Here is a 12,606-nt window from a genome sequence, read left to right on the forward strand (position 1 = left end):
GGGGAAGAACACGAGTGCGGGCGGCCGCCCCTGGCGAACAGGGGCGGCCGCCCGCGTGCCGGCCTAGCCGGATCTGGCTCGTCGTCGAACGCGTCGGTTGTCAGCGCTCATCTTCGGAGGCGGATGCGGGAACGGTCGTCAGCCGCTCCGTCTCGTCCTGTATCTCAGCGGCGATCTTCTTGAGTTCCGGCTCGAACTTGCGGCCGTGGTGGGCGCAGAAGAGCAGTTCTCCGCCGCTGAGCAGGACGACGCGCACGTACGCCTGTGCGCCGCAGCGGTCGCAGCGGTCAGCGGCCGTCAGCGGGCTCGCGGGGGTCAGAACAGTAGTCACGTCGCCTCTTCTCTAGCTCGACGAGCTGTCGTACCAGGGTCAACATCCAACCAGCCCCAAAACGTTCCCGCTCGTGGCTTCTCCTCGGAAAATTCTTTCCGAGGCGGCCGTCTGCTGCCGGTTTGGCGGCGAATGTGCCGTATTGCGTGTCTGATGTGTCTTACGGTTTCGCGCTGTCGGTCATGGTCCGGTCCTCCCGGCTGGATTGCCGGTTTGCTCATGAGGACGTGCCCGGAGCCTAAATGGTTCATGCCTCGAAGGGAACGTGATATGTACTTCACCCCATCGAGAGATCGAACATCCATACGAGTCTGGACTACTGTGAGTTTCGGACGAGGGTGGCGTTACAACGGCTCTACCAGGCCTCGGTACCCTCTTGGCGGCGACCGAAGCCGCGCCCTTACCCACAAGGGCCCACCGTGAAATTCAGCGAGGAGCGAACCGCGTGACCGCCGATACGTCCGTGCCGTCCACTGCGCTGCTGGCAGGAGCAGACCGGGACGGTTCCAACTACACCGCGCGGCACCTGCTCGTCCTCGAGGGGCTCGAGGCCGTACGCAAGCGCCCGGGCATGTACATCGGATCGACCGACAGCCGTGGCCTGATGCACTGCCTGTGGGAGATCATCGACAACTCCGTCGACGAGGCCCTGGGCGGCTACTGCGACCACATCGAGGTCGTCCTCCATGACGACGGCTCGGTGGAGGTGCGCGACAATGGCCGCGGCATCCCGGTCGACGTCGAACCCAAGACCGGCCTGTCCGGCGTCGAGGTCGTCATGACCAAGCTGCACGCCGGCGGCAAGTTCGGAGGCGGCTCCTACGCCGCCTCCGGCGGTCTGCACGGCGTCGGCGCCTCCGTGGTGAACGCCCTCTCCGCCCGTCTGGACATCGAGGTCGACCGCGGCGGCAGCACGCACGCGATCAGCTTCCGCCGCGGCGTCCCCGGCACGTTCGCCACGGGCGGACCGGAGGCGAAGTTCGAAGCCGCGGGCGGCCTGCGCAAGACCAAGCGGATCCCCAAGACCCGCACCGGCACGCGCGTGCGTTACTGGGCCGACCGGCAGATCTTCCTCAAGGACGCCAAGCTCTCCCTGGACACGCTCCACCAGCGGGCCCGTCAGACCGCGTTCCTGGTGCCCGGCCTGACCATCGTCGTCCGCGACGAGTACGGCCTCGGCGAGGGCGGCAGCAAGGGCGAAGAGTCCTTCCGCTTCGACGGCGGCATCAGCGAGTTCTGCGAGTACCTCGCCACCGACAAGCCCGTCTGCGACGTGCTGCGCTTCACCGGGCAGGGCACCTTCAAGGAGACCGTGCCCGTCCTGGACGACCACGGTCAGATGACGCCGACCGAGGTCACCCGCGAGCTCGGCGTCGACGTCGCGATGCGCTGGGGCACCGGCTACGACACGACGCTGCGGTCGTTCGTCAACATCATCGCCACGCCCAAGGGCGGCACTCACGTCGCAGGCTTCGAGCAGGCCGTCGCCAGGACGATGAACGAGGTGCTGCGCACCAAGAAGATGCTGCGCGTCGCCGAGGACGACATCGTCAAGGACGACGCACTGGAGGGCCTGACCGCGGTCGTCACCGTCCGGCTCGCCGAGCCGCAGTTCGAGGGGCAGACCAAGGAGGTGCTCGGCACCTCGGCCGCCCGCAGGATCGTCAACACGGTGATCGCCAGGGAGCTCAAGGCGTTCCTGACCTCCACCAAGCGCGATGCCGCCGCCCAGGCGCGGGTCGTCATGGAGAAGGCCGTCGCCGCCGCGCGCACGCGTATCGCGGCCCGTCAGCACAAGGACGCTCAGCGCCGAAAGACGGCCCTGGAGTCGTCCTCGCTGCCGGCCAAGCTCGCCGACTGCCGCAGCGACGACGTCGACCGCAGTGAGCTGTTCATCGTCGAGGGCGACTCCGCGCTCGGCACGGCCAAGCTCGCCCGCAACTCCGAGTTCCAGGCGCTGCTGCCGATCCGCGGCAAGATCCTCAACGTCCAGAAGTCGTCCGTGACCGACATGCTGAAGAACGCCGAGTGCGGCGCGATCATCCAGGTCATAGGGGCCGGCTCCGGGCGCACGTTCGACATCGACGCGGCCCGCTACGGCAAGATCATCATGATGACCGACGCCGACGTGGACGGCTCCCACATCCGGTGCCTGCTGCTGACCCTGTTCCAGCGCTACATGCGGCCCATGGTCGAGGCCGGCCGGGTGTTCGCCGCGGTCCCGCCGCTGCACCGCGTCGAGCTGATCCAGCCCAAGCGCGGCCAGGACAAGTACGTCTACACGTACTCGGACCGCGAACTGCGCGACAAGCTCATGGAGTTCCAGAGCAAGGGCATCCGCTACAAGGACTCCATCCAGCGCTACAAGGGCCTCGGCGAGATGGACGCCGACCAGCTGGCGGAGACCACGATGGACCCCCGTCACCGCACCCTGCGCCGGATCAACCTCTCCGACCTCGAAGCATCCGAGCAGGTGTTCGATCTATTGATGGGCAACGACGTGGCGCCGCGCAAGGAGTTCATCTCCAGCTCCGCGGCGACCCTGGACCGCTCCCGCATCGACGCCTAGCCCGCGGCGCCCCGGTTCGTCGCCGTCCCGGGGCGGCGCTCAGGCTCCTGGTCACCTGATGGAGTGAAGAGCGCGGGGAAGAGAAGTCAGGGATCTTCCCGTTCTGTCCATCCTTGGGCATGCAGTCAAGCAACAGACGTGCCCTCGGCAGCGGGGACGGTTCCGAAAGTCCGGGCGACCATCGGCAGGGCCACGGTCTGGCGTTCGACGAAGCGCCGGCGGACGTGCGCTACGACGACCCGTGGTACGACGCGCTCGCTTCCGCCTGGGCCGAGGCGGGCGCCCCCACCGCGCCCCCGCCCGCGACCGGTGTCCCTGCCGCGCGCCGGGCGCGTGAGGACGCCGCCGAGGCGGCCGCACAGGTCTACCTCGAAGTGCAGCGCAGCGAGGCCTTCCGGGACGTGAGGGGCCGCTACCGGCGGTTCGTCGTCCCCGCGACCGCCGGATTCCTCCTCTGGTACGTGGCCTATGTGGTCGCCGCGACCACCGCGCCCGGCTTCATGGCGCGGCCCGTCGCCGGCGCGGTGAACGTCGCGCTGCTCGCCGGCCTCGGCCAGTTCCTCACGACCTTCCTGCTCACCTGGGCCTACTCCCGGCACGCACGGCTGCGCAGGGACCGCGCGGCCCTCGAACTGCGCTGGGACACCCAGGAACTGACGCGCGGGGCGCGGGGCGGTGCCTCGTGACCGGCAACCACCAGACGCTGGCGCTGGCTCTGTTCAGCGCCTTCATCGCGGTCACCCTCGGCATCACGACCTGGGTGAGCCGCGACCGGCACGGCTCGGCGGAGGAGTTCTACGTCGGCGGGCGGCTGTTCTCGCCGATGGAGAACGGATTCGCCATCGCCGGCGACTACATGTCGGCCGCCTCCTTCCTCGGCATCTCCGGACTCATCGCCCTCTTCGGCTACGACGGCCTGCTGTACTCGGTGGGCTTCCTCGTGGCCTGGCTCGTGGTGCTCCTCCTCGTCGCCGAACTGGTGCGCAACTGCGGGCGGTTCACGCTCGCCGACGTCGTGGCGGCACGCATGCGCGAGCGGCCGGTGCGGATCGCGGCGGGAACTTCCTCGGTCACGGTGTCCGTTCTGTATCTGGTGGCGCAGATGGTGGGCGCGGGCAGCCTGGTGGCGCTGCTCCTCGGCCAGAACGGCGAGGCGGCGCGGGCCTGGACCGTCATCGGCGTCGGCGCGCTCATGGTGATCTACGTGTCGTTGGGAGGGATGCGGGCCACCACCTGGATCCAGATCGTGAAGGCGGTCCTGCTGCTCGGCGGCACCGTCGCGCTCACCGTGCTCGTCCTGCTGCGCTTCCACGGCGACTTCGACCGGCTGCTGCTGACGGCGGCCGAGCGCAGCGGGCACGGCGCCGCGTTCCTCGCCCCCGGGTTGAAGTACGGCGGGGACTGGACGGCGCGGTGCGACTTCATGAGCCTCGGGCTCGCGCTGGTGCTGGGCACCGCCGGTCTGCCGCACATCCTGTCCCGCTTCTACACCGTGCCGACCGCGCGGGCCGCCCGGCGTTCCGTGGTCTGGTCGATCGGGCTCATCGGCGGCTTCTACCTGATGACGATCGTCCTCGGCTTCGGCGCGGCGGCGATCGTCGGCCCCGACGCCGTCCGGGCGTCGAACGCGGCCGGCAACACCGCCGTGCCGCTGCTCGCCCTCGACCTGGGCGGCGGAGCCGGTTCCACGGGCGGCACGGTGCTGTTCGCGGTCGTGGCAGCCGTCGCGTTCGCTACCATCCTCGCGGTGGTCGCCGGGATCACCCTCGCCTCCTCGGCGTCCGTGGCTCACGACCTGTACGCCTCCCTGCGGCGCCGGCACACCGACCCCCGCGGTGAGGTCGCGGTCGCGCGGTTCGCCGCCGTCGGAGTCGGCGCGGTCGCGATCGGTCTCGGACTGCTCGCCCGCGACCTCAACGTCGCCTTCCTGGTGGGCCTCGCCTTCGCCGTCGCCGCGTCCGCGAACCTGCCGGTCCTGCTGTACTCGCTGTTCTGGCGGAACTTCACCACCCGCGGCGCGGTGTGGGCCGTCTACGGCGGACTCATCCCCGCCGTGGCGCTCGTGGTGCTGTCGCCCGTCGTGTCGGGCAGCCCCGAATCGCTCTTCCCGGCCGCCGACTTCCAGGTCTTCCCACTGCAGAACCCCGGCCTGGTCTCCATCCCGCTCGGCTTCCTCGCCGGCTGGCTCGGCACCCTGACCTCGGGCGAGCGGCCGGACGAGGCCAAGCACGCGGAGACCGAGGTCCGCTCACTGACGGGAGCGGGAGCGGCCTAGCTCCATCGCCGCGAAGCCTCAGTCGCGGGTCGCCCACACGTAACGGTGTTCCGGGCGGCCCGCGTCGCCGTACTTCAGGGTCAGCCGGGCTCTCCCGGTGCGCTCCAGGAGCTTCAGATAGCGCTGGGCGGTCTGGCGGCTCACCCCGGTGCGGTCGGCGATCTCCTGGGCCGACAGAGCTCCTTGGGCGCTCATCAGGGACTGGCGCACGAGTTCCGCCGTGGTGGGGGAGTGCCCCTTGGGCAGTCCCGGCTCCGAAGGGGCCGACAGCGCGCCGAAGATCCGGTCCACGTCCGCCTGTTCCGCCTCACCGCCGCCGTCGAGCGTGCGGCGCAGCTCTGCGTACGCCTCCAGCTTGGCGCGCAGACCGGCGAAGTTGAATGGTTTGACCAGGTACTGGAGCGCGCCGTGGCGCATCGCCGACTGCACCGTCGTGACGTCCCGCGCCGCCGTCACCATGATCACGTCCGCCTGGTGGCCGCGCCGGCGCATCTCCTGGACGACGTCCAGGCCCGTCTCGTCGGGCAGGTAGTGGTCCAGCAGGACCAGGTCCAACCGTGGCAGCGACTCCAGTTGGCGCAGCGCCTCGGCGGCGCTGTGCGCCTCGCCCGCGACGTGGAAGCCCGGCACCTTCTCGACATACGCGGAGTTGACCTGGGCGACCCTGGTGTCGTCGTCCACGACCAGGACCTCGATCATCGCGACTCCTCTTCGGCTGTGCCCTTCGCGGATGCGGCCAGGGCGGGTTCGAGGGCCGGTGCGGGGGCGGGCTCGGCCAGTGCCTCGGGAAGGACGACGGTGAACTCGGCGCCTCCGCCGAGCGCCTCGTCGACGCAGGCGCTGCCGCCCTGCCGTTCGGCGAGCCTGCGCACCAGGGAGAGGCCGATGCCGCGCTTGCCGTGCGCGGGCGGCTTCTTCGTGGACCAGCCCTCGGTGAACACCGACTCGCGGTGCTCCACCGGGATTCCGGGCCCTGTGTCGCGCACCCTGAGGACGGCGGTGCGTCCCTCGGCGCGGAGTTCGACCTCCACGCGTGCGTGCGCGGTCCCGGCGACGGCGTCGAGCGCGTTGTCCACGAGGTTGCCGACGACGGTGACCAGCCCGCGGGGATCCACCAGCCGGTCCGGGAGCCGCGTGCGGTCCGACACCCGCAGCGCCACCCCGCGTTCGGCGGCGACGGTCGCCTTGCCGACGAGGAGGGCGGCGAGCAGCGGGTCCTCGATCTTCTCGGTGACCTGCTCCGCGGTCGCCCGGTGGTCGCCGACCACCTCGCCGACGAACTCCACCGCGTCGTCGTACCGCTCCAGTTCGAGCAGTCCGAGCAGGGTGTGCATCCGGTTGGCGTGTTCGTGGTCCTGCGCGCGCAGCGCGTCGATCAGGCCGCGCGTCGAGTCCAGCTCACGGCCGAGCTGCTCCAGCTCGGTCCGGTCGCGCAGGGTGGCCACCGCGCCGCCGTCGTCGGTGGGCATGCGGTTGGCGATCAGGACGCGCTGCCCGCGCACGGTGATCAGGTCGGTGCCCGTCACCCGGCCGGCGAGGACGTCGGCGGTGCGGCCCTCGCCGAGCGCCTCGTCGGGCGTGCGGCCGACGGCCCGTTCCTCGCCGATGCCGAGGAGCCGCTGCGCCTCGTCGTTCAGGAGGCGGACGCGGCCCGCGCGGTCGAGGGCGACGACGCCCTCCCGGATGCCGTGCAGCATCGCCTCGCGTTCGGAGAGCAGCGCCGAGATGTCGGAGAAGGCAAGATCACGGGTCTGCCGGTGGACCCGCCGGGAGATCAGCCAGGCGGCCAGGGCGCCCACGGCCAGGGCGCCCCCGGCGTAGGCGAAGAGTCCGGGTATCGCGTGGATCAGCCGCGCGCGCACGCTGTCGTACTCGATGCCGACCGAGACCGCCCCGACGATCCTGCCGTTGCTGTCCCTCAGAGGCACCTTGCCGCGCGCCGAGCGGCCCAGGGTGCCGCTGTCGATCCCCATGACCTCCCGGCCGGCGAGGGCCTCGCTGGGGTCCGTCGAGACATGGCCGCCGACCTGCGCTGGGTCGGGGTGCGACCAGCGCGTGCCGTGAAGGTCCATGATCACGACGTACTCGGCCCCGCTGGCCTCGCGGATGCGCTCGGCCTCCCGCTGCACCGGCCCGTGGACCGAGGGCGGGGTGTCACGGAGGTCGTCGGCGAGCTGGGGCACCGCCGCGGTGGTCTGGGCGATGGCGAGCGCGCGGCGCATCGCCTGGTCGTCCAACTGGTCGCTGAGCGGGGCGAGGAACAGCCCGGTGGCGAGCACCACGACGCCCGCGGCGATCGCGAGCTGCATGAGCAGCACCTGCGAGACCATGCGGCGGGGCATGCCGAGGCGCAGGCGTCGAACGGGGGGAGCGGGGCTCATACCCATGACGGTACGTGGACGTGCCGGTCCAGCCGTAGGGGTGTGTGGCGGGGATCTCGCGAGGGTCTCCGCCGACCGGTTCACGGGCGGCTGTCGAGCGGCCGCCGCGGCGACTCCCCAGGCAGCCCTGTGGAGGCGTCTCGTGGGCCCGGGGATGCGCGGGACGGCGTCAGCCCGCCAGCGCCCCGGCGGGCGTCAGCTCGCGCACCGACTCCACGTCCATCCGCGCCGGGGAGCCCAGCGCGGACGCCCCGCAGCTCTCCGGACGCGGCGGCAGCGACGCGCCCTGCGCCACGACGACCCGCCAGTGCCGCCCGTCGGCGTGCGCGACCGTCACCTCCCAGCGCGGTGCCCCGCCCTGGGTGGCGACGACGGTGAGCGCCTGCGCCGCGTACTCGCCGACCGCCGTACGCACGGCGAGTTCCGCCGCCTGGCCGGGCCGCTCCCAGGCCGAGCAGCCGCGGCTTCCCTCCACGACGATCCGCCCCTCCTGCGCTCCGTGCAGGACCTCCTTGAGGGCGTGCGCCTCGGCGCGGCCGTACGCGTAGCCGTACGGGAGCACGAGCGCCGTGGGGGAGAAACGGTGCCCGCCCAGGTGGGTGACCTCCCAGACGCCGTCCACGTCCGCGGCGGCGAGTTCGGCGGCGAGCGGGCGGCCCAGCAGTGCGCAGCAGCGGTCGCGCTTGCCGTTGGTGCACACGAGGGCCAGCGGACCACCGGTGTGCGGACGGCCGTCCAGCGCCGTTTCGAAGGAGCGGGGCTCGCCCCGGCCGAGGGCGGCGAAGTCGAGGTCCAGCAGCCGGCTCGGGTCGCTGGTCGTGGCGCTGCGGATCCACACCCGCCCGGGGACCGTGTGGGCGGCGTACACGCGGCGCAGCCGCGGCGTGCCGAAATCGGCGTGCGGTCCGGGACGCCGGATGAGCACGACGCGTACGCCCGTGTCCTTCGCCGCGGCCTCCAGGGCGCGGCCCAGCACGGGGTCGAGGTGGCTCGACACGAGCGCCTTGGCGCCCCACGGGCCGGGCTGTTCCACCAGGAGCCAGGTCCTCGCTGTGGGCGCGGTCCCGGACATGGGCTCGTCGAGGTCCCGCGCGACAGACGTGCACGTACTCACAGAGGTGAGCCTAACCTGACTTCGCGCGGAGCGACTTCCCGGTCCACCGAGTGTCCTCGCGCGGCGGCACGTACGCGTGCGCCGCACCGTCCCGGCGGCCTGCACATGACCCCAGGTCTTGCGTGTCGCAGTCGCCTGCCCGGTGCTTCTCGCCGCACCCACCGGTGACGCCCCGAGTGTTATTCCGGCACCGCCCGGGTCGGTTTCGGCCCGACGTAATGGCCGCTCGGCCGCATCCGCAGGGGCTGCTCGCCGTACTCCTCCAAGGCGTGGGCGATCCAGCCCGCCGTCCTGGCGACGGCGAAGACGGCCTCGCCGGCCGAGGCCGCCATGCCGCAGGAGACGGTGAGCACGGCGAGTGCAAGGTCGACGTTGGCGTGCAACGAGGTGTGCCGCGCGGTCGTGATCACGACGTCGCGGGCCGCGGCCAGTGCGGGCGCCGCCTCGGGGATCTCCTCCAGGAGGGCGAACAGGACGCGCGCGCGTGGGTCCTCGCCCGGGTAGAGCCGGTGTCCGAGCCCCGGGATGCGGCGGCCGGCCCTCAGCTCCTCGGCGATCACGGGCGCCGCCGAGCCCTGGTCGAGCACCTCCCGCAGCAACCGATGGGCGAGCCCGCTGGCCGCGCCGTGCAGCGGCCCCTCGAGCACGCCGAGCCCCGCCGACACGGCCGCGTACGCGTGCGCGCGGGCGCTCGCGGCGACGCGCACGGCGAGCGTCGAGGCGGCCAGGTCGTGGTCGACGAGGAGGCCGAGGGCCGTGTCCAGAGCGTGCAGGGAGGCCTCGGTTGCAGGCAGGCTGCTCAACCGGCCCCACAGGCGGTACGCGATGGACCGGCCGTCCTGATGGGCGGGATTCTTGGGCTGCAGGGCAGCGACCAGGGTGGGGATGAGGGTGCGCGCGGTGCCCAGGACGGCGTCCTCGGACAGGTCGAAGCGCAGGGGGTCGGCGACGGCGGCGGCGACCGCGGCGACGCGCAGCCGGTCCGTGGGGCCGGTGTGCGCGGGCAGCGCGTTGGCCGCGCGGTGGGCGGCGTCGATGGAGGCGGGCGGCGCGGTGAAGGTGGCCCCGCGGTGCATCCGCCCGGTCCACAGCCACTCGGCGACCTCCTCGTAGGAGTGCCGGACGGCGAGCTCGGCGGCGTCGACGCCGCGGAAGTAGTAGCGGTCGTCCTCGATGAGGGTGAGGCGGGTGCGCACGGACAGTTCGGCGCCAGGCGTCTGGCCCGTACCGCTGTCCCGCCGGTTGCGCCGGGCGAGCGCCTCGACCTCGTCGGCGTCGAAGGTGCTGCCCCGGCTGCCTGCCGCGCGCCGGCTGCTGAGCTGGCCGCGGCTGACGTAGGCGTACACGGTCTCGGGTTTCACGCCGAGCAGTTCGGCGGCCTCCTTGGTGCTCAGCCGCCGCTCAGGGCGGCCGGGACCGCCGGTCCGGCCGTGCTCTTGATCGCGCATGGGATCACCGTATCCAGGAGGCCGACACATTGATTCAATCAATATTGACACCATTGAGTCAATCATGGACAGTCGAATCAAGTTCAGGGAGGAAAACATGTCCGTCAACAGGTCCGAAGCCGCACCCGTCGAGGTACCGCGAGGACTCGCCGGAGTCGTGGTCGCCGACACGGAGGTCGGCGACGTCCGAGGCCGCGAGGGCTTCTACCACTACCGGCAGTACTCGGCCGTGGAACTCGCGCGCACCCGCCGCTTCGAGGACGTCTGGCACCTCCTCGTCCACGGCGAGCTGCCCGACGGGCCGCGCGGCGACGCCTTCGCCGCCGAGACCGCGGGCCTTCGCCGCCTGCCCGACGAGGTGACGCGGGCGCTGCCGGCCGTCGCCGCCGCCGCGAACGGCAACCCCCTCGCCGGTATGCGCACGGCGCTCTCCCTCCTCGGCGCGGCACGCGGCTTCCGCCCCGTGTACGACATCGACGCGGAGCAGCGCCGCGAGGACACCGTCGTGGCGGCTGCGGCCGTGCCGACGCTGCTCACCGCGCTGTACCGGCTGGGGAAGGGGCTAGAACCCGTCGAGCCGCGCGAGGACCTGCCGTACGCGGCCGACTACCTCCACATGCTGACGGGGGCAGAGCCGGAACCGGAGCAGGCGAGGGCCGTCGAGCAGTACCTGATATCGACCATCGACCACGGCTTCAACGCGTCGACGTTCACCGCCAGGGTCATCGCCTCGACCGGCGCGGACGTCGCCGCCTGTCTCGTCGGAGCGGTGGGCGCCCTCTCGGGGCCGCTGCACGGCGGCGCGCCCAGCCGCGCCCTGGACACCCTGGACGCGATCGGCACGCCGGACCGCGTCGACTCCTGGATCCGGGACCGCGTCCTCGCAGGTGAGCGGATCATGGGCTTCGGGCACGCCGTCTACCGCACCGAGGACCCGCGCTCACGGATGCTCCGGGAGATCGCCCAGAGCTTCGGAGGCCCGCGCGTCGACTTCGCCGTCGAGGTCGAACGACGCGTCGAGGCGATCCTCGCCGAGTTGAAGCCGGGCCGGGAACTGCACACCAACGTGGAGTACTACGCCGGCGTCGTCATGGAACTGTGCGGTCTGCCGCGCGAGATGTTCACTCCGACCTTCGCGGCGGGCCGGACGGTGGGCTGGAGCGCGAACATCCTGGAACAGGCCCAGGACTCGAAGATCATCCGCCCGGCAGCGCGGTACGTGGGCCCGGCGGCGCCGGTGGAGGTGCCTGCGGCGACTCCCGGCGCGGCGTGAACCGGACCGCTCCGAAAGCGGCCGGACGCGGCTGACGGGCGATCGTCTCGCGGTGCATTCCCCGGCTCGTATCCTGGCCCGGCATGCCCCCAGGTGTCAGAGAGGTCGCACGTTGACGCAGAGCCGAACCCCGCAGCAGATCCCGGTCGTCGTTCTCGCCGGCTTCCTGGGCTCCGGCAAGACGACTCTCTTGAACCACCTGCTGCACCGCAGCGGAGGCAGCCGGATCGGCGCCCTCGTCAACGACTTCGGCGCCATCGAGATCGACGCCATGGCCGTCGCCGGCGCGCTCGGCGACTCCACCGTCTCCCTCGGCAACGGCTGCCTGTGCTGCGCCGTCGACGCGAGCGAACTCGACGTCTACCTGGAGCGGCTCGCGCGGCCCGCCACCGGCGTCGACGTCATCGTCATCGAGGCCAGCGGCCTCGCCGAGCCCCAGGAACTCGTCCGGATGGTGCTGGCAAGCAAGCACCCGGCGATCGTGTACGGCGGACTCGTGGAGGTCGTCGACGCCGTCGAGTTCGACGAGACCCGCACCAAGCACCCGGAGATCGACCGGCATCTCGCCCTCGCCGACCTGGTCGTGGTGAACAAGCTGGACCGGGCGGCCGACGCAGACCGGGTCGTCGGCCTCGTCCGGTCCCTCACCGACCGGGCCGCCGTCGTCCCGGCCGCCTACGGCCGCATCGACCCAGAGCTCCTCTTCGACTGCCGGCCGAGCGAGGAGCGCATCGGGCAGTTGTCGTTCGACGACCTGCACCGCCACACGGACGACGCCGGCCACGCCGACCATCTGCACGCTGCCTACGACAGCCTCTCCTTCGCCCGCGAAGCGCCCCTGGACCCGCGCCGGACGATGTCATTCCTGGACAGTCGCCCCGAGGGCCTGTACCGGATCAAGGGGTACGTCGACTTCGGCCCGCACGACCCCCACAACCGCTACGCCGTGCACGCTGTGGGCCGCTTCCTGCGCTTCCACCCCGAGCCCTGGCCGCCCGCCGAGCCACGCCTCACCCAGCTCGTCCTGATCGGCGCCGGCATCGACGCCACCGCCCTCACGGGCGAACTGGAGGCCTGCGTGGGCGACGCCGGGGAACCCGACGAGCACGCCATGTGGGGCGTCCTGCGCTACGTACGGGATCCCGACCCGCAGGCGTTCGAGGACGTCGAAAGCCTCGAGACCGGCCTCACACAGCCCTGAGACGGCGGGCGGAC

The 12,606-nt window shown here is 71.8% G+C and carries 10 protein-coding genes; 5 read left to right on the plus strand and 5 right to left on the minus strand.

What is annotated here, in order from left to right; all coding sequences use genetic code 11:
- Nucleotides 1-100 precede the first annotated feature (100 nt).
- Nucleotides 101-331, minus strand: a complete 231-nt coding sequence (locus ACIOC0_RS21085) for a hypothetical protein (RefSeq protein ID WP_130438209.1) — start codon at nt 329-331, stop codon at nt 101-103.
- A 445-nt stretch (nt 332-776) separates the two neighbouring features.
- Here ACIOC0_RS21085 and ACIOC0_RS21090 point away from each other — a divergent pair, with 445 nt between their 5' ends.
- The 3 genes from ACIOC0_RS21090 to ACIOC0_RS21100 all read left to right on the plus strand — a co-directional run bounded on the left by ACIOC0_RS21090 (nt 777) and on the right by ACIOC0_RS21100 (nt 5,175).
- The gene (locus tag ACIOC0_RS21090; protein WP_402156674.1) at nt 777-2,900 is read left to right on the plus strand and encodes a type IIA DNA topoisomerase subunit B; all 2,124 of its coding nucleotides are present in this window, start codon (nt 777-779) and stop codon (nt 2,898-2,900) included.
- Between the two features lie 119 nt (nt 2,901-3,019).
- Complete coding sequence (locus ACIOC0_RS21095; RefSeq protein WP_402156675.1) at nt 3,020-3,586, plus strand: DUF485 domain-containing protein; 567 nt, start codon at nt 3,020-3,022, stop codon at nt 3,584-3,586.
- Nucleotides 3,583-5,175, plus strand: a complete 1,593-nt coding sequence (locus ACIOC0_RS21100; RefSeq protein ID WP_402156676.1) for a cation acetate symporter — start codon at nt 3,583-3,585, stop codon at nt 5,173-5,175. Before ACIOC0_RS21095 ends, ACIOC0_RS21100 begins: the two co-directional genes overlap by 4 nt.
- An 18-nt stretch (nt 5,176-5,193) precedes the next feature.
- On the opposite strand, the gene ACIOC0_RS21105 is transcribed toward ACIOC0_RS21100, so the two are convergent.
- From ACIOC0_RS21105 to ACIOC0_RS21120, 4 genes are all read right to left on the minus strand, one after another.
- Complete coding sequence (locus tag ACIOC0_RS21105; protein ID WP_402156678.1) at nt 5,194-5,874, minus strand: response regulator; 681 nt, start codon at nt 5,872-5,874, stop codon at nt 5,194-5,196.
- A complete protein-coding gene (locus ACIOC0_RS21110; protein ID WP_402156680.1) occupies nt 5,871-7,556 on the minus strand; it encodes an ATP-binding protein in 1,686 nt (561 codons plus the stop codon). The genes ACIOC0_RS21105 and ACIOC0_RS21110 overlap by 4 nt, the downstream gene beginning before the upstream one ends.
- Before the next feature lie 169 nt (nt 7,557-7,725).
- Complete coding sequence (locus ACIOC0_RS21115; RefSeq protein WP_402156681.1) at nt 7,726-8,670, minus strand: sucrase ferredoxin; 945 nt, start codon at nt 8,668-8,670, stop codon at nt 7,726-7,728.
- Between the two features lie 179 nt (nt 8,671-8,849).
- The gene (locus ACIOC0_RS21120) at nt 8,850-10,118 is read right to left on the minus strand and encodes a citrate synthase (RefSeq protein ID WP_402156683.1); all 1,269 of its coding nucleotides are present in this window, start codon (nt 10,116-10,118) and stop codon (nt 8,850-8,852) included.
- Nucleotides 10,119-10,215: 97 nt separating this feature from the next.
- Between ACIOC0_RS21120 and ACIOC0_RS21125 the strand changes: the two genes are divergently transcribed.
- The gene (locus ACIOC0_RS21125) at nt 10,216-11,391 is read left to right on the plus strand and encodes a citrate synthase (RefSeq protein ID WP_402156684.1); all 1,176 of its coding nucleotides are present in this window, start codon (nt 10,216-10,218) and stop codon (nt 11,389-11,391) included.
- Between the two features lie 112 nt (nt 11,392-11,503).
- Nucleotides 11,504-12,592: a CobW family GTP-binding protein gene (locus ACIOC0_RS21130; RefSeq protein ID WP_402156686.1), complete on the plus strand. Its 1,089-nt coding sequence runs from the start codon at nt 11,504-11,506 to the stop codon at nt 12,590-12,592.
- The last annotated feature ends 14 nt before the right edge of the window (nt 12,593-12,606 follow it).

This window comes from Streptomyces sp. NPDC088254 (genome assembly GCF_044740925.1).
In the GTDB taxonomy this organism is placed as follows: domain Bacteria; phylum Actinomycetota; class Actinomycetes; order Streptomycetales; family Streptomycetaceae; genus Streptomyces.